Origin of the sequence: Pseudomonas sp. W2Oct36, assembly GCF_041060465.1 — a bacterium.
Taxonomy (GTDB): Bacteria; Pseudomonadota; Gammaproteobacteria; order Pseudomonadales; family Pseudomonadaceae; genus Aquipseudomonas; species Aquipseudomonas graminis_B.
The window spans coordinates 506,715-523,605 of sequence record NZ_JAUERW010000001.1 but is presented as its reverse complement, the minus strand read 5'-3'; the positions used below and the strand labels follow the sequence as shown (position 1 = coordinate 523,605).

Here is a 16,891-nt window from a genome sequence, read left to right as displayed (position 1 = left end):
GTTCATCGAGGTGGGTTCGGGTTGCAGGTCAATCTTCCTTGGGCACCGTCCAGAAAATCTGCACGCCGCCGTCGTCCCGCCAGGCCAGGGTCACGTTGTCGTTCTCGTCGATCTCTTCCAGCAACTGTTTCCAGTCGTCTTCGAGTTCGTCCGGGAGCCTGAAAATCAGCGCCGCGCGGGCTTTCTGCGCACTCTGCGAGTTGATGATCTTCTGGACCCGCACGGCCATGCGCTCGTAGTGCCCTGGCGATGCTGCCGTTGATACGTCGGTGTCAGACACGAAGTGACCCTCCTGCTTGCTGTATGCGCATACAGTATTTGAGTGTCAGACGTTTCGCAACAGCGGATCGGACAAAAACCTGCTTTCACCCAAGTTGCTGATTTTTCGGCTGATTGTGCAGATGGCGAACCAAACTCGATCACGCTGATCTGATCTGCTAGATGACGATTGATCGCTTGCGCGCACCACGCCCGAGCCACACCCCTCAGGAGACTTTATGAAAATCCAATCATTGCTGATGCCCGTCGCGTTCGCCTGCTGTGCAGCGTTGGCCGGCTGCTCCACATCGACTGTCGTTACCCTGCAGAACGGCACCCAGTACGTGACCAAGGACGCGCCGAAAACCAAGAGCAAAGACGGTTTTTATGAGTTCGAAGACATCTCCGGTAAAACCATCCGCGTGCGCGCTGACGAGGTGGCTACCGTCAAAGAAGAGGATTGAGTCGCGTCAGGGCCCGGCTGCTACGGCTACCGGGCCATGTGTGTGCAAACTCATCCCGATCTGAATGGAACGCCATTGCATCGCCGTCGCTCTAAGCGATGCAATCTGCTCACGATATTTCCTGTCAGGCCCTAATTATGGATAGCCCACCCAACACCGGGTTCAGCGCAGCCCCCCTGCGCTTTCTAGCCAACGGCGGTGCGGTCGGTGATCTGCTTCAGTCCCCCTTGATGGATGGCTCGCCCCTTGGCGTGCCCGCCGACTGGCCCGACGGTCTAAAAACCCTGATGGGCACGATCCTTCCCGTGCAGGCGCAGATCGTGCTTTTCTGGGGGCCCGAATTTGTCGCGCTCTACAACGATGCCTATGCACCGAGCATCGGTTCGAAGCATCCCCGCGCCCTTGGTCGGCCTGCGATCGAGAACTGGCGCGAACTGTGGGACGACCTTGAGCCACTGTTGCGCGGTGTGCGGGAAACCGGGCAAACGTTTGCTGCCAAGGACCGTGCGTTCTACATCGAACGGCATGGCTACGGCGAGACCGTCTACTTCGACGTCTCTTACTCTGCGGTGCACCAGAACGACGGATCCGTCGGCGGTGTGCTCTGCGTTGTCACCGAAACCACCGAGCGTGTGCATTTCGAGCGTCGTCAGGCGCTGCTGCTTGAACTGGGCCAGGCGCTGCCCTCCATTCGCGACCCCGAGCAGATCAAGGCAGACGTGATCCGGCGTATCGGTCAAGAGCTGGGCGCCGCCCGCGTCCATATTGCGGAAACGGACGAGGAGAGGGGCGATTTCGTCATTCTCCGTGAGTACCGTGAGGGTGAGGTGGCGGCCCGATCAGGGCTGATCTCCGTGAGTCATGACACCTGTTCTGCGTTGCACCAAGGCATTACCGTGCAAGCGCTGGTGAAGGGCGACGCCGTTCGCGCCAACCCTGACGCCCCTGCCTCTCAATCGACCGTCACAACGAGTCTGGCCGTGCACGTCCCGTTGATGCGCCATGACACATTGGCCGGCGTGTTTACCGTTGAGTTCGAAGGGCAGCGGGTCTGTAGTCCCCACGACATCCACCTCATCGAGGAAACAGCCAAGCTGGGCTGGCAGTGGATCAACCACACGCGGGCTGAAGCGGCGCTGCACGCCAGTTCCGCGCAACTGGCCGGGATGTTCGAGCAGGCGGGTGCCGGCATTGCCTTGTGTGATCACCGAGGCGTGTTCCAGCAGGTCAATGATCGCTACTGCGACATCATGGGTCTGCAGCGCCGGGCGATCGCCGGCCGTTCGATCCTTGAATTGCAGAAGGATCTGGTAGCCGGCGCGCAGCCGATGTTCTACGAGAACTTTCTGACCGCCGAAGCGCCCTTCGAACTGACCCAGCACCATGTGCGGGCGAACGGCTCTGTGGTCTGGGTGCAGACCCACGTCACGCCGCTGCTCGATGCCCAGCAGCAGGTCAGCGGGCTGCTGTTCGTGTGCGTGGACATCTCGGCGCGGGTCGGCGCGGAACATCAACTGATCGAACTCAACGAAAGCCTTGAACAGCGCGTCGCTACCATGGTGTCCGAGCGCGAAGCGGCCATTGCGCTGCTGCACGAGTCGCGCAAGATCGAGATGGTCGGCCAGTTGGGCGGCGGCATCGCCCACGACTTCAATAACCTGCTGACGCCCATCATGACGTCGCTGGAGTTGCTGAGGCGCCAGCCGGTCAGCAATGATCGCTCCCATCGGCTGATTGACGCGGCGCTGCAAGCGGCGGATCGCGCGCGGATTCTGGTGGGCCGTCTGCTGACCTTTGCCCGCCGGCAGACGCTCAAACCCCAAGTCGTGGCCTTGGACAGTCTGGTCAACGACATGCGTGACCTTATCCAGCGCTCGCTCGGCCCGACCATCGAAGTGATTGTCGAGATTCCTGCAGATCTGCCCAACATTCTCATTGACCCCCATCAGCTTGAACTGGGGGTGCTCAACCTCGCGGTCAACGCCCGTGACGCGATTGCCGAACGCGGCTACCTGAAAATCAGTGCGCGACCTGAAGTGGTGGCCGACAGTCCGGGGCTGGGTCCGGCGCCCGCACAGGGTTGCTACGTCAGGCTGACGGTCTCGGATAACGGCAGCGGCATGAGCGAGGAAGTCCTGCAACGCTGCGTTGAGCCTTTCTACTCAACCAAGGGCGTCGGCAAGGGCACCGGCCTCGGGTTGTCGATGGTGCAGGGGCTGGCCCTGCAATCCGGCGGTGGTTTTGATGTTCAGTCCGCGCCGGGTCTCGGCACGCGGGTTGACATCTGGCTGCCGGTTTCCAGTGCGCAGGTGCTGACACCGGCAGAAGGCGAGGGCGACTCAGCGCCTGGCGCGGACCACCCTTTTCACGTGCTGGTGGTGGACGATGAGGAACTGGTCCGCTACACCGTTGCGCTGCAACTGCGTGACCTGGGCTATCAGGTGACCGAAGCGGCGTCGCCGTCCGCCGCCGAGCACATGGTCAGCGCCGGCTTGCGGCCGGACGTTCTCATCACTGATCAGCTGATGGCCGAAAAAAGCGGCACACAGCTCGCCGTGAGCCTGCGCGAGGTCTTGCCTGCGCTGCCGGTGCTCGTCGTCACGGGTTACACCCGCGAATCGGCAACGCAGATTGCCGGTTTCGACGTGCTGGCCAAGCCGTTCACCCGCGCTGACATCGCGTCGAAAGTGGCGCAGGTGATCAACGAGCGCACAGCCCCGGCATGGATCAGCGAGCAGGCGGGTTACGTCCCTTGACGGGCCAGGCTCCTCACGCCGGGTGCTGCTGCGCGTGAAGGGGCCTGCCTGCCTTTGCTGCCGCGCTTAAATGGCTCGGCCGATGGCTTGCTCGTAGCACGACAGGAAGTACTGCCACTGGGACTCGTCCCAGAACGAATGCCTTCTGAGCTGGGGGATGTCGTGACGCGCGGCGCCCAGGGCAGTGATCCGGCCGTGGGATTTTTCCAGATCCAGCAGCGCCAGCTCGAAGTCAAAGCGCGTGTCGGTGACGGTCGCCTTGATGAAGATGTGTTTGGAGCGCATGCAGCCGTGCTGCCACTTGCCCAGGTGCATCTTCGCCAGCGTTTCAGCCAGACGCTTGAAGAGGCGCTGATGTTGCTCGACGCTCAAGGTGCTCGCGCCGCCCTGGGCATACCAGGTGTCGAGGTCGATGAAGCCGCCCAGGTCCTTGGTCACCAGGACGCCCTGCCATACACCGGCAACTTTGCGTGCGCCGTAGAACACAGGTCGTGGCGCGTTAACGCCCAGTTCCTCGAGCTTGGTCAGCGCGATGCCTTCACGCAGTGCAGTGGGGCGGCCGGTGGGGTAGCGCAGGCTGCGAAACAGGTGGCCAGTCTGGCGTTTGACGTAAAGCGTCTTGCCATCGTGCACCACGCGTTGCACACCGCTGGTGCCGTTGCGGCGCACATTCGGCGGCTCGACCCAAGGCCCCGAAGTGCCCCACCAGAACTCAAACTCGTTGTTTGCCCGACCCATCATGTGCTCCAAATACGGTAGAAATCTTTCTTGTGCAGCGACTGCCATGTTGCAGCGCGAGCCCCTCTGGCCGCCGCGGGCGTGATTAGTTCACTGGCGCCCAAGGAGATTGGCGAATGGCCATTTTCGAGGCGCCCAGCTTACTGGCTTGTCGCATCCATCACTTCGTCAAACCCGCGCCATTTACGCCATCCAGCAGGCCGTATGTGCAGCGCCGGTCTGATCGGGGTTACAGCGTCAACCTCGTCGAACCCTCCATGGACGAAGATCTCTTGATCTGGGTCATGCCCGTTCGTCCCATTCTTGAGAAACTCTTGGAATTGCTGCCCCTGTGCGATATCCACCGTGCATAACCAAATAAGGAAATTTGCCATGATGTCCACACTTGAACTCTGCCATATCGTCGAATCAGGCTTTCTGCCTGCCAAATGTAAATGCACCATCGATGCCCAGGATCAAATAATGGTGCAAATCTTTGATCGGGAAAGGGGCCACGCAGATTTGCTCGCGGCGGGTATCCCGGTCAGTTCGCTCAACTCCAGCCGTGCCATTGCCAACCTGATTGCCAGGTTGAAGGATGACTTGAAACTGCATTCGGCCGGCCGCCGCGCAACCGCCTATCAGGAACGCGCTTAGCTATTCGATTTCCTTTCTATCCTCCGATTCGGGGTGCAGGCCATCAGCACTGCAACGGTGATCGGAGGAGCGGGGCCATACCGGCCCATCCCTAGATTCCCTTGCTTTGCAGAGTTGACAAAATCCTAAACGATTCCCATAGTTTCGCTCACGCAAACGTTTGCGATTCCGTCGATCCTTCCCTTGACGCGTAAACGCTGCCGATAACAACAATCATAATGTCGGAGTGATTCCATGAAGCTGCCATTCGCTGCACGCCTTCTTGCTGTTGCCATGCTTACTGCTTGCGCTGCAACCCTGCCTCTCTCTTCCGCCTTTGCCGAAGACGCGAAAAAGCCCACCGTCGCGCTGGTGATGAAATCCCTCGCCAACGAATTCTTCCTGACCATGGAAGACGGCGCCAAGGTCTATCAGAAAGAGCATTCCGCTGACTTCGACCTGATTTCCAACGGGATCAAGAACGAGTCCGACACGGCGGCGCAGATCGACATCGTCAACCAGATGATCGTCAAGAAAGTCGACGCGCTGGTCATCGCCCCGGCCGATTCCAAGGCTTTGGCGTCGGTCCTGAAAAAGGCCATGGATGCGGGCATCAAAGTCGTCAACATCGACAACCAGCTCGACGCTGATGTGCTGAAAAGCAAGGGCATGGAAGTGCCTTTCGTAGGCCCGAACAACCGCAAGGGCGCCAAGCTGGTGGGTGACTACCTGGCCAAGCAGCTGGCAGCGGGTGATGAAGTCGGCATCATCGAAGGCGTGCCGACCACCACCAATGCGCAGCAACGCACCGCGGGCTTCAAGGACGCGATGGACGCTGCGCAGATGAAGATCGTCTCCACGCAGTCCGGTAACTGGGAAATCGACAAGGGCAACGCCGTCGCGTCCGCCATGCTCAACGAATACCCGAATCTGAAAGCGCTGCTGGCCGGTAACGACAGCATGGCGCTGGGCGCTGTCTCCGCCGTTCGTGCGGCAGGCAAGGCGGGCAAGGTTCAAGTCGTCGGCTACGACAACATCAACGCCATCAAGCCGATGCTGAAGGACGGCCGCATTCTGGCCACCGCTGACCAGTTCGCTGCGCGTCAGGCCGTGTTCGGTATCGATACCGCCCTGAAGATGGTCAAGGGCGAGAAGCTCGAGATCACCAACGGCGTGATCGAAACCCCGGTCGAGCTGGTCACCAAGCCGCAATAAGCCGCTCTGGTTTTCACCCGGCACTGTTCACCTCAGCAGTTTTCCAAATATGTACCGCCTGCCCGTGAGGGCAGGCGCGTGGAGATCGTTATGTCAGCGTCTGCTCAGGCCGCTGTTCTATCTGTCAGTGGTATTGGCAAAACCTACGCCCAACCCGTACTCGGCGACATCGACCTGACGCTGATGCGCGGGGAAGTGCTGGCTTTGACCGGCGAAAACGGCGCCGGCAAAAGCACCCTGTCGAAAATCATCGGCGGTCTGGTCACCCCGACCACCGGCCAGATGCAATTTCAGGGGCAGCCCTACCAGCCTGCCAGTCGCACCCAGGCCGAAAAGCTTGGCGTGCGCATGGTCATGCAAGAACTCAATCTGTTGCCGACGCTGTCGGTGGCGGAAAACCTGTTTCTCGACAATCTGCCTAGCCGCGCAGGATTCATCAATCGCCGCAAGCTGCGGGAGGACGCGATCAAGGCCATGGCCCAGGTCGGCCTCGAGGCCATCGACCCGGACACACTGGTCAGCGAACTGGGGATCGGCCATCAGCAGATGGTCGAAATCGCCCGCAACCTGATCGGCGACTGCCACGTGCTGATCCTCGACGAGCCGACGGCGATGCTCACGGCCCGCGAGGTGGAAATGCTCTTCGAGCAGATCACCCGCCTGCAGGACCGTGGCGTTTCCATCATCTACATCTCCCACCGCCTGGAAGAACTGGCCCGCGTCGCCCAGCGCATCGCTGTGCTGCGTGACGGCAAGCTGGTGTGCGTCGATGCCATGGCCAATTACAACAGCGAGCAGTTGGTCACGCTGATGGTCGGCCGCGAACTGGGCGAGCACATTGACCTGGGCGAGCGAAAAATCGGCGCGGTGGCGCTGTCGGTCAAAGGCTTGAATCGCTCCGACAAGGTCCGCGACGTGTCCTTTGATGTCCGGGCTGGGGAGATCTTCGGGATCTCCGGTCTGATCGGCGCCGGGCGTACCGAGTTGCTGCGGCTGATTTATGGCGCCGACGTGGCGGACAGCGGCAGCATCGAGGTCGGCAGTCCGTTGCGCAGTGTGCAGATCAAATCGCCGGTGGATGCCGTGGGTCATGGCATTGCCTTGATCACCGAAGACCGCAAAGGCGAGGGCCTGCTGCTGTCGCAATCGATCAGCGCCAACATCGCGCTGGGCAACATGGACGCCATTTCCAGTGCCGGCGTGGTCAACGGTAATTCGGAGATCGCTCTGGCTCAGCGCCAGGTGGGAGCCATGCGCATCCGCAGTTCCAGCCCCACGCAACTGGTGTCGGAGTTGTCGGGGGGCAATCAGCAGAAGGTGGTGATCGGCCGCTGGCTGGAGCGTAACTGCCAGGTGATGTTATTCGACGAGCCCACCCGCGGCATCGACGTCGGCGCCAAATTCGACATCTACGCGCTGCTGGGTGAACTGACCCGTCAGGGCAGGGCGCTGGTAGTGGTTTCCAGTGATCTGCGCGAGCTGATGCTGATCTGCGACCGCATCGGCGTGCTGTCCGCCGGGCGCCTGATCGACACCTTCGAGCGCGACACCTGGACCCAGGACGAACTGCTTGCCGCTGCCTTCGCGGGCTATCAAAAACGTGATGCGCTGCTGTCTGAAGCCGCGCCCAGGATCGACTGATGAAAACTTCTACTACTCCTGCCGCGCTGCCGTCTCCGGGCAAGCGCAGCGGCAACTACTTCGGCCTGGGCACTTACCTGGGGCTGGCAGGCGCCTTGCTGGCGATGATCGTGTTGTTCTCGTTGCTCAGCGATCATTTCCTGTCGTACGAAACCTTCAGCACCCTGGCCAACCAGATTCCCGACCTGATGGTGCTGGCAGTCGGCATGACGTTCATCCTGATCATCGGCGGCATCGACCTGTCGGTGGGTTCGGTGCTGGCGCTGGCGGCGTCGGCGGTCAGTGTCGCCATGCTCGGCTGGGGCTGGGGCGTGTTCCCATCGGCGTTGCTGGGCATCGCCTGCGCAACGGCGGCCGGTACGCTGACCGGCTCGATCACCGTGGCGTGGCGCATTCCCTCCTTCATCGTTTCCCTCGGCGTGCTGGAAATGGCACGGGGCGTCGCGTATCAGCTGACCGATTCACGCACTGCGTACATCGGTGATTCATTTGCATGGCTCTCCAACCCGTTCGCCTTCGGCATTTCGCCGTCGTTCGTCATCGCGCTGATCGTCATCTTCGCGGCCCAGGCGGTGCTGACGCGCACCGTGTTCGGCCGCTACCTGATCGGCATCGGCACCAACGAAGAAGCGGTGCGTCTCGCGGGCATCAACCCCAAGCCATACAAGATCCTGGTGTTCTCGCTGATGGGGCTGCTGGCGGGCGTCGCCGCGCTGTTCCAGATTTCACGCCTGGAAGCCGCCGATCCCAACGCCGGCTCAGGCCTTGAGCTGCAAGTGATTGCGGCGGTGGTCATCGGCGGTACCAGCCTGATGGGTGGGCGCGGCTCGGTGATCAGCACCTTCTTCGGCGTGCTGATCATTTCGGTACTGGCGGCAGGGCTGGCGCAGATCGGCGCGACCGAGCCAACCAAACGCATCATCACCGGCGCGGTCATCGTCGTCGCCGTGGTCCTCGACACCTACCGCAGCAATCGCGCGCGGCGGCGCGGCTGACATGGCAACCATCAAGGACGTAGCGGCGATTGCCGGGATTTCCTACACCACGGTGTCCCATGTCCTTAACCGCACCCGACCGGTCAGCGAAGCCGTGCGCAAGAAGGTCGAGGCCGCCATCGTGCAGCTCGACTACGTGCCCAGCGCCGTTGCGCGGTCGCTGAAGGCCAAGGCCACGGCGACCATCGGTCTGTTGATTCCCAACGGCATCAACCCGTATTTCGCCGAGCTGGCTCGGGGCATCGAGGATTACTGCGAGCGTAACGGCTTCTGCGTGATCCTCTGCAATTCCGATGACAACCCCGACAAGCAGCGCAGCTACCTGCGCGTGCTCCTGGAGAAACGTGTCGACGGCCTGATCGTGTCGTCGGTGGGCGGCGGTGACAGCGTCCTTGAGGGTTTGGCGGCGGTGCGCACACCGCTGGTCATCGTCGACCGCGACCTGGACGGCGTCACGGCTGATCTGGTGCGCATCGATCACGAGCTCGGCGCTTATCTGGCGACGTCCCATTTGCTGTCCCTCGGCCACCGGCACATCGCCTGTATTTGCGGCCCGGTCCAGACCAGCGTGGCGAAGATGCGGCTGGCGGGGTATTACCGTGCAATGCAGGAAGCCGCGGTCGACGTCCCGGAAAGCTGGGTGGTGGAAAGCGATTTCACTGGCCACAGTGGCTATTGCGCAGCGGTCAAACTGCTGGAGCAGGATCCGCCGACGGCGATTTTTGCGGCCAACGACATGGTCGGCATCGGTGTGTTGCGCGCCGCTGCCGAACGTAACGTACGGGTCCCGGTGGATCTGTCGGTCATTGGCTTCGACGACATCCAGATGAGCCAATACGTTTACCCGGCCCTGACCACCGTCGGCCAATCCATTCTGCAACTGGGCGAGCGCGCGGCCGAAGTGCTGCTGCGGCGGATCTCGGCGCGGGGCGAAACCCCTGTCGAACACCTGATCGTTGCACCGAGCATTGTGCTGCGCGAATCCACCGCGCCTCCACCTCGGGCATTCACCCAGCTTCGTTGAGCCGGGCGCGTTGCCCGGTCCAAAACAGTGTTCTGAAAGCGTTCTGAAGAGTAAACGTCATGCAAGCAAAAGTAGTGATAGTGGGCAGCCTGAACATGGACCTGGTGACGCGCGCGCCGCGTTTGCCGCGCGCCGGAGAAACCCTGGCGGGGCAGTCGTTCGTCACCGTGCCGGGCGGCAAGGGTGCCAATCAGGCCGTTGCGGCGGCGCGACTGGGCGCCAGTGTCGCCATGGTCGGCTGCGTCGGCGATGACGCTTACGGCGAACAACTTCGCTCCGCGCTGCTGGCCGAAGGCATCGACTGTCAGGCAGTGACCCGCATCGCCGGAGAGTCCACCGGCGTCGCGTTGATCGTCGTCGATGACAGCAGCCAGAATGCCATCGTCATCGTTGCCGGTGGCAATGGCCACGTCACCGCCTCCGTGGTGGACAGCTTCGATGCCTTGCTGTCCCAGGCCGAAGTCATCATCTGCCAGCTTGAAGTGCCGCTGGACACCGTCGGCCACGTCCTCAAGCGCGGCCACGAACTGGGCAAGACCGTCATCCTCAACCCCGCACCGGCCACGGGTCCGCTGCCGGCCGAATGGTTCGCCTGGATCGACTACCTGATCCCCAATGAAAGCGAAGCCAGCGCATTGACCGGTCTGCCCGTGGACAGCACCGCCAGCGCAGACGCCGCCGCCTCGGCGTTGCTCGCGGCGGGCGTCAGCAAAGTCATCGTCACGCTGGGCGAGCAGGGCGCCTTGTTTGCCGGCAAATCGCGCTCCGAGCACTTCCCGGCGCCCAAGGTCCAGCCCGTTGACACCACGGCGGCAGGCGATACCTTTGTCGGCGGTTTTGCAGCGGCGTTGGCCGATGGCAAGTCTGAATCTGAAGCCATTCGCTTCGGTCAGGTCGCGGCGGCGCTGTCTGTGACCCGGTCCGGCGCGCAGCCTTCCATTCCTACGTTTGCCGAGGTTCAGGCCTCTGCAGCACAAGGGCATTCATCATGAAAAAAACGCCACTGCTTAACATCGCCTTGTCCCGCGCCATCGCGTCCCTCGGGCACGGCGACATTCTGATGATCGTCGATGCGGGGATGCCTGTGCCCGCGGGCGTCGAACTCATTGATCTGGCGCTGACCCACGGTGTGCCTGACTTCGTCAGCGTGCTGAACGTGGTGCTGACTGAAATGCAGGTCGAGAGTCATGTCCTTGCCGAAGAGATGCTGTCGAAACAGCCGCCCGCCTTGGCCACCGTTACTGCATTGCACGCCTCGGGCGACCTGGGCGAGCAACGCCTGATGAGTCATGACGCGCTGAAACACCTCAGCCGTGGCGCCCGGGCTATCATCCGCACCGGCGAATGCCAGCCGTACACCAACATTGCGCTGGTAGCGGGTGTGGTTTTTTAACGCTCATCTTTCCGATTGAGCAGTCAGGAACAAGGAGTTCCCATGAAGACGCATCATCATTTTTTCACCGGACTGATCAGGAGTGCCGCGCTGTTGGCCATTTTATCCGCCACATCGGTGCATGCCGCCGAAAAGCGCGACGTGATCATCGACACTGACCCGGGCGCTGACGACGTTGTCGCCTTGCTGCTCGCGCTGGCGTCGCCGCAAGAACTCAATGTCATGGCGATCACCACAGTGGCGGGCAACGTGCGTATCGACAAGACCTCGCGCAATGCCCGGCTGGCACGGGAATGGGCCGGTCGCGAAGAGGTGCCGGTGTACGCCGGTGCAGGCCGGCCGCTGGTGCGCACGCCGATCTACGCCGAGAACATCCACGGCAAGGAAGGCCTGCCGGGCGTAGAAGTGCATGAGCCGAAGCAGCCGCTGGCTGAAGGCAATGCCGTGCAATACCTCGTCGACACCCTGAAGAAAGCTGCGCCCCACAGCATCACCATCGCCATGCTCGGGCCACAGACCAACCTGGCGCTCGCGCTGATTCAGGCGCCGGAGATCACCCAGGGCATCAAGGAAGTCGTGGTCATGGGCGGCGCCCATTTCAACGGCGGCAACATCACCCCGGTGGCCGAGTTCAATATCTACGCCGACCCCGATGCGGCGAAAGTGGTGCTGGCCAGCGGTGTGAAGCTGACTTACGTACCGCTGGACGTCACCCACAAGATCCTTACCAGCGAAACGCGGCTTAAGCAGATCGATGGCCTGAACAATAAGGCCGGCAAGCTGGTCAGCGACATTCTCAACGAGTACGTCAAGGCTGACATGGTCCATTACGGCCTGCCCGGCGGGCCGGTACATGATGCGAGCGTGATCGCCTGGCTGATCAAGCCGGAGCTGTTCAGCGGCCGGCAAGTCAATCTGGTGATCGACAACCGTGAAGGCGTCACCCACGGCCAGACCATTGCCGACTGGTACGACACCCTCGCGCAGAACAAAAATGTGTTCTGGGTGGAAAATGGCGATGCCCAGGGCTTTTTTGACCTGCTGACCCAGCGCCTCGGCCTTTTGAAGTAAATCAGCCGTGCTGCGCCCCGTGGCATCCCGCTACGTGGCGCAGAGCAACCAGAGTGCACACCGTGTCTATCGATCTCAATAACCCCGTTTCCTTTACCCACGACGCGGTCCGGCAAATGATCGCGGCGGCGCGGGATGGCGTGCACAATCAGTTGCGCGTCAGTCGCGACGGCCATGCCTGGATCTCCAGCGACGCGGTGGGCGGCGTGGACATCGGCGGACTGCTGTTTCGCCTGGAAACCTGGGCTGCCGGGTCAGGGTGCGTCGGCCCGGTAGCGGCCAGCGATGCGGTCTGGGTGACGCAGATCTACAACGCCCTTCGCGATAACTGGGCCAACCCCACCACGGACTACGTCGACGTCTATTGAGTCGCGCTCGTCCTGTGCAGCGCGTCCTGCGGGCACGGCTTTAACGTTTTGTCACGATTGATTGCGCCCGGCAGACGATGCCTGGGGCAGACTCCTGCGCTGCCTGCGACGGGGCGCGCTTGCGTGGCCTGGCCCGGACGCGGCGAAACGAAGCCGCTCGACCGCTGTCGCAGAGGTTCAGCTTTGAATAAATGTTAGGAGGTTGTATGCCCTGGAAATACGCATCATCGGGTCTGGTGCTCGCTGCAGCGCTGCTGGCCGGTTGCAGCAGCACGTCGGAGTCTTCGAGCCAGCCTGAGGACAGCGGCGCTGCCAGTTCCCCTGTCAGTTCCGCTGGTGGCTATGCCCGTTGTGATGCGGCAGCGGTGCAGTTCGCCGTCGGCAAGCCAGCTTCAGCGGCATTGCTGGATCAGGCGAAGGCCAAGGCTGGCGCGCAGACAGCCAGAGTGCTCGGGCCCAACGACATCGTGACACTGGAATACCGCTCGGACCGTCTGAACCTGAACACCGATGATTCCGGGAAGGTCAACCGCGTCAATTGCGGGTAACGTCACCGCAAGATGAAATCGCAGGCATAAAAAAACCCCGTCAGTGACGGGGTTTTTTCAGATCGCTGGGATTACTCCGCGCGAACCTGAGCAGCTTGCATGCCCTTTTGGCCTTTCTCAGCCACGAAGGAAACAGTCTGGCCTTCTTTCAAGCTTTTGAAACCGTCGGATTCAATGGCTTTGAAATGTACGAAAAGGTCGTCGCCGCCACCCTGTGGGGTGATGAAGCCGAAGCCTTTTTCATCGTTGAACCATTTTACGGTGCCGGATTGGCGATTAGACATGGTGTATCTCCAGGAACATAATTTTCAGTAGTGCTGTGTTGCTCAGGCCAACTGGGCACACGAGCGCTATCATAGTCGAATTGTGTGAATGCTGGACTTTTTCAATTAGAACTTTGCGTCAACATCTTCGATATAACGCCCCAAATGGGCACTTCGGGCCTTTTCAACCCCATTGGCACGTGTGGCCGTCAACCCTTCCATTGGCCCTGAAACCCGCTGAATTCGCGGTCTTCAGGGCATCGCCCCATGGGCATTCCTTTACGCCCCGGTCGGGGGCATCAAGGAAATGTAAATTTTTTATTTTTTGCCGCTCAGGCAGTTTTTACTCACTGCAGCCTGCAGGCGAGAGGTCATATCGGTACTGGGAGGCGTCGTTTTGTCATTCAGCGACGCGATCTCTTTGTCCGAGAAGTTCTGGTTGATCTGCTGAGCGCCGCACTCGCAGTGCGCTTTGACTGCACTGGCGTCCATGGACGGATTGCTCTGGGTGGCTGCGGTGGTGCATTCATTCATGTAGCTGGTCTTGGTCTTCGCGTCCATCGCGGCGTGAGCGCTGAGGGGCAGGGTCAGGGCCAGCGGGGCGAGGAGGGCGGCAACGCGTAGAAGCTTCATGGTGGATTCCTTTATGTCGGTTTTGTCGTTGGGCCGTTGAGGTTTCAGGCCTTGAACGTGTACTACCGATAATCTGAGGCCTTCAATGCGCACCAGTTCCGTGGACCTGGCAACGCCCGATGCGGTTGCCGTCAGGCATAAGCCGCCCTCTACCGTTTAGCTGACCCTGCCGTCACCCTGTGATAGCATGCGCGCCTGCAGATTAGCTCGCGTCTCGCGGGGCCCGGTTGCCCTGCTGCAAGTCTGTCGATTTCGTAAGTTCCAGTCACTCTGGTTCGGTCTTCAGGTTGGCCTTCGGGCTCCTGCCACTGTGAGGCAGGCATACCACCGAATCGCGTACTGGCTCTATCCCACCCACGTGACCTTTGGTAGGGGTCACCACTAGGAGAGGAGGCGCCATGCCAACTATTACTCTTCCCGACGGCAGTCAACGTTCTTTCGATCACCCGGTATCCGTTGCCGAGGTCGCAGCCTCCATTGGCGCAGGCCTGGCCAAAGCCACCGTGGCCGGCAAGGTCAATGGTCAACTGGTTGATGCCAGCGACATCATCGATACCGATGCGAGCCTGCAAATCATCACCCCCAAAGATCAGGAAGGCCTGGAGATCATTCGTCACTCCTGCGCGCACTTGGTGGGCCATGCCGTCAAGCAGCTCTATCCGACTGCCAGGATGGTCATCGGCCCGGTCATCGATGATGGCTTCTATTACGACATTGCCTACGAGCGTCCTTTCACCCCGGACGACATGGCGGCGATCGAGCAGCGCATGCAGCAGCTCATCGAAAAGGATTACGACGTCATCAAGAAGGTCACGCCGCGCGCGGAAGTGATCGAGGTGTTCACGTCCCGCGGCGAAGACTACAAGCTGCGTCTGGTCGAAGACATGCCGAACGAGCAGGCGATGGGCCTGTACTACCACGAAGAATACGTCGACATGTGCCGTGGTCCGCACGTGCCGAATACGCGTTTTCTGAAGTCGTTCAAGTTGACCAAGTTGTCCGGCGCCTACTGGCGTGGCGATGCCAAGAACGAGCAGCTGCAGCGCGTTTACGGCACGGCGTGGGCCGACAAGAAGCAGCTGGCTGCTTACATCCAGCGCATCGAAGAAGCCGAGAAACGCGATCACCGCAAGATCGGCAAGCGTTTGGGCCTGTTCCATACCCAGGAAGAAGCGCCGGGCATGGTCTTCTGGCACCCGAACGGCTGGACGCTTTACCAGGTTCTCGAGCAGTACATGCGCAAGACCCAGCGCGAGAACGGCTACCTCGAGATCAAGACGCCTCAGGTTGTCGACCGCTCGCTGTGGGAGAAGTCCGGCCACTGGGCCAACTACGCCGAGAACATGTTCACCACCGAGTCGGAAAACCGCGACTACGCCATCAAGCCGATGAACTGCCCGTGCCACGTACAGGTATTCAATCAGGGCCTGAAAAGCTACCGCGAGTTGCCGCTGCGTCTGGCCGAATTCGGCGCTTGCCACCGCAACGAGCCCTCGGGTGCGCTGCACGGCATCATGCGCGTGCGGGCGTTCACTCAGGACGACGCGCACATCTTCTGCACCGAAGAGCAGATGCAGGCTGAATCCGCTGCGTTCATCAAGCTGACCATGGCCGTTTATGCCGATTTCGGTTTCAAAGACATCGAAATGAAGCTCTCGACCCGTCCGGAGAAGCGTGTCGGTTCCGATGAATTGTGGGATCGCGCCGAGTCCGCACTGGCTGCAGCCCTTGACAGCGCTGGTCTGCCGTACGATCTGCAGCCGGGCGAGGGCGCGTTCTACGGTCCGAAGATTGAATTTTCTCTCAAGGATTGCTTGGGTCGCGTCTGGCAATGCGGTACTCTGCAGCTCGATTTCAACCTGCCGATCCGTCTGGGCGCCGAATTCGTGTCGGAAGACAACGGTCGCAAGCACCCGGTCATGTTGCACCGCGCAATCCTTGGATCCTTCGAGCGCTTCATCGGAATCCTGATCGAGCATTACGAAGGCGCTTTCCCGGCGTGGCTTGCTCCAACTCAAGCAGTGATCATGAATATCACTGATAGACAGGCTGATTTTGCCCTTGAGGTGGAAAAAACATTGGCGCAAAGCGGATTCCGTGCCAAGTCCGACTTGAGAAATGAAAAGATCGGCTTTAAAATCCGCGAGCATACGTTGCTCAAAATCCCGTATCTCCTGGTGATTGGGGATCGGGAGGTTGAAACACAAACTGTCGCTGTGCGTACACGTGAAGGCGCAGACCTTGGCTCGATGCCGGTCGCCCAGTTCTCGGAGTTCCTTGCACAAGCGGTTTCCCGGCGTGGTCGCCAAGATTCGGAGTAATTATTATTAAGCGTGAAATGAGACAAGATAAACGAGCTGCACCGAAAGCCCCGATCAACGAGAATATCTCGGCACGTGAGGTTCGTTTAATTGGGGCTGAGGGTGAGCAGCTTGGGATTGTGTCAATTGAAGACGCGCTTCTTAAGGCTGAAGAGGCCAAGCTGGATCTGGTGGAAATTTCCGCCGATGCAGTACCCCCTGTTTGCAAACTGATGGACTACGGCAAATCGATCTTCGAGAAGAAGAAGCAGGTTGCTGCCGCCAAGAAGAATCAGAAGCAGATCCAGGTTAAAGAAATCAAGTTTCGTCCAGGGACGGAGGAAGGGGATTACCAGGTAAAACTACGCAACCTGGTACGTTTCCTGAGTGACGGGGACAGGGCCAAGATTTCCTTGAGATTTCGCGGTCGTGAGATGGCCCACCAGGAGCTGGGGATGGAGCTGTTGAAGCGGGTTGAAGCTGACCTGCTCGAATACGGCTCGGTCGAACAGCATCCTAAGATGGAAGGACGCCAGCTGATCATGGTCATCGCCCCGAAAAAGAAGAAATAACCACCAGGGCACGGCAGGCCTTGCGGTTATGTTTATC

At 60.5% G+C, this 16,891-nt stretch carries 19 protein-coding genes; 15 read left to right on the top strand and 4 right to left on the bottom strand.

All coding sequences use genetic code 11. The features are described from left to right. Positions 1 to 28: 28 nt before the first annotated feature. Positions 29 to 229, bottom strand: coding sequence for a DUF1654 domain-containing protein (locus QWI18_RS02280; RefSeq protein ID WP_065991514.1), 201 nt, complete (start codon positions 227 to 229; stop codon positions 29 to 31). A 268-nt stretch (positions 230 to 497) separates the two neighbouring features. Here QWI18_RS02280 and QWI18_RS02275 point away from each other — a divergent pair, with 268 nt between their 5' ends. After that, complete coding sequence (locus QWI18_RS02275) at positions 498 to 722, top strand: YgdI/YgdR family lipoprotein (protein WP_037010898.1); 225 nt, start codon at positions 498 to 500, stop codon at positions 720 to 722. A gap of 137 nt (positions 723 to 859) precedes the next feature. Then, positions 860 to 3,478, top strand: coding sequence for a PAS domain-containing protein (locus QWI18_RS02270; protein ID WP_369318098.1), 2,619 nt, complete (start codon positions 860 to 862; stop codon positions 3,476 to 3,478). A gap of 66 nt (positions 3,479 to 3,544) precedes the next feature. Here the strand turns inward: QWI18_RS02270 and QWI18_RS02265 are convergent, their stop codons facing one another. After that, on the bottom strand, positions 3,545 to 4,216 hold the full coding sequence (locus tag QWI18_RS02265) for a lipopolysaccharide kinase InaA family protein (RefSeq protein WP_192131273.1): 672 nt from the start codon (positions 4,214 to 4,216) through the stop codon (positions 3,545 to 3,547). Between the two features lie 116 nt (positions 4,217 to 4,332). Here QWI18_RS02265 and QWI18_RS02260 point away from each other — a divergent pair, with 116 nt between their 5' ends. From QWI18_RS02260 to QWI18_RS02210, 11 genes are all read left to right on the top strand, one after another. Further along, a complete protein-coding gene (locus tag QWI18_RS02260; RefSeq protein WP_369318097.1) occupies positions 4,333 to 4,569 on the top strand; it encodes a hypothetical protein in 237 nt (78 codons plus the stop codon). A gap of 19 nt (positions 4,570 to 4,588) precedes the next feature. Then, complete coding sequence (locus QWI18_RS02255; protein WP_369318096.1) at positions 4,589 to 4,852, top strand: DUF1652 domain-containing protein; 264 nt, start codon at positions 4,589 to 4,591, stop codon at positions 4,850 to 4,852. Between the two features lie 234 nt (positions 4,853 to 5,086). Continuing rightward, on the top strand, positions 5,087 to 6,046 hold the full coding sequence (locus QWI18_RS02250) for a sugar ABC transporter substrate-binding protein (protein WP_369318095.1): 960 nt from the start codon (positions 5,087 to 5,089) through the stop codon (positions 6,044 to 6,046). Positions 6,047 to 6,136: 90 nt separating this feature from the next. Next, entirely contained in the window at positions 6,137 to 7,687 is a 1,551-nt protein-coding gene (locus QWI18_RS02245) for a sugar ABC transporter ATP-binding protein (protein WP_369318094.1), read from the top strand. Next, entirely contained in the window at positions 7,684 to 8,682 is a 999-nt protein-coding gene (locus QWI18_RS02240) for an ABC transporter permease (protein ID WP_192131963.1), read from the top strand. The genes QWI18_RS02245 and QWI18_RS02240 overlap by 4 nt, the downstream gene beginning before the upstream one ends. 1 nt (position 8,683) lies before the next feature. Continuing rightward, a complete protein-coding gene (locus tag QWI18_RS02235; protein ID WP_192131278.1) occupies positions 8,684 to 9,706 on the top strand; it encodes a LacI family DNA-binding transcriptional regulator in 1,023 nt (340 codons plus the stop codon). 59 nt (positions 9,707 to 9,765) lie between these two features. Further along, positions 9,766 to 10,698, top strand: coding sequence for a ribokinase (gene rbsK, locus QWI18_RS02230; protein WP_296307736.1), 933 nt, complete (start codon positions 9,766 to 9,768; stop codon positions 10,696 to 10,698). Next, positions 10,695 to 11,099, top strand: coding sequence for a D-ribose pyranase (gene rbsD, locus QWI18_RS02225; protein WP_369318093.1), 405 nt, complete (start codon positions 10,695 to 10,697; stop codon positions 11,097 to 11,099). Before rbsK ends, rbsD begins: the two co-directional genes overlap by 4 nt. 42 nt (positions 11,100 to 11,141) lie before the next feature. Beyond that, positions 11,142 to 12,170, top strand: a complete 1,029-nt coding sequence (locus QWI18_RS02220) for a nucleoside hydrolase (protein WP_369318092.1) — start codon at positions 11,142 to 11,144, stop codon at positions 12,168 to 12,170. 62 nt (positions 12,171 to 12,232) lie between these two features. After that, entirely contained in the window at positions 12,233 to 12,538 is a 306-nt protein-coding gene (locus tag QWI18_RS02215; protein ID WP_065991527.1) for a hypothetical protein, read from the top strand. Positions 12,539 to 12,744: 206 nt separating this feature from the next. Further along, a complete protein-coding gene (locus tag QWI18_RS02210) occupies positions 12,745 to 13,086 on the top strand; it encodes an I78 family peptidase inhibitor (RefSeq protein ID WP_369318091.1) in 342 nt (113 codons plus the stop codon). A gap of 71 nt (positions 13,087 to 13,157) precedes the next feature. Here the strand turns inward: QWI18_RS02210 and QWI18_RS02205 are convergent, their stop codons facing one another. Together QWI18_RS02205 and QWI18_RS02200 are read right to left on the bottom strand one after the other, a co-directional pair. Next, entirely contained in the window at positions 13,158 to 13,370 is a 213-nt protein-coding gene (locus QWI18_RS02205; protein WP_065991529.1) for a cold-shock protein, read from the bottom strand. Between the two features lie 297 nt (positions 13,371 to 13,667). After that, the gene (locus tag QWI18_RS02200; RefSeq protein WP_065991530.1) at positions 13,668 to 13,982 is read right to left on the bottom strand and encodes a hypothetical protein; all 315 of its coding nucleotides are present in this window, start codon (positions 13,980 to 13,982) and stop codon (positions 13,668 to 13,670) included. Between the two features lie 398 nt (positions 13,983 to 14,380). On the opposite strand from QWI18_RS02200, the gene thrS reads away from it, so the two are divergent. Beyond that, positions 14,381 to 16,303 (top strand): threonine--tRNA ligase, encoded by a 1,923-nt coding sequence (gene thrS / locus QWI18_RS02195; RefSeq protein WP_369318090.1) that lies wholly within the window; start codon positions 14,381 to 14,383, stop codon positions 16,301 to 16,303. Beyond that, the gene (infC, locus tag QWI18_RS02190) at positions 16,303 to 16,854 is read left to right on the top strand and encodes a translation initiation factor IF-3 (protein ID WP_172613086.1); all 552 of its coding nucleotides are present in this window, start codon (positions 16,303 to 16,305) and stop codon (positions 16,852 to 16,854) included. The genes thrS and infC overlap by 1 nt, the downstream gene beginning before the upstream one ends. Positions 16,855 to 16,891: the final 37 nt, after the last annotated feature.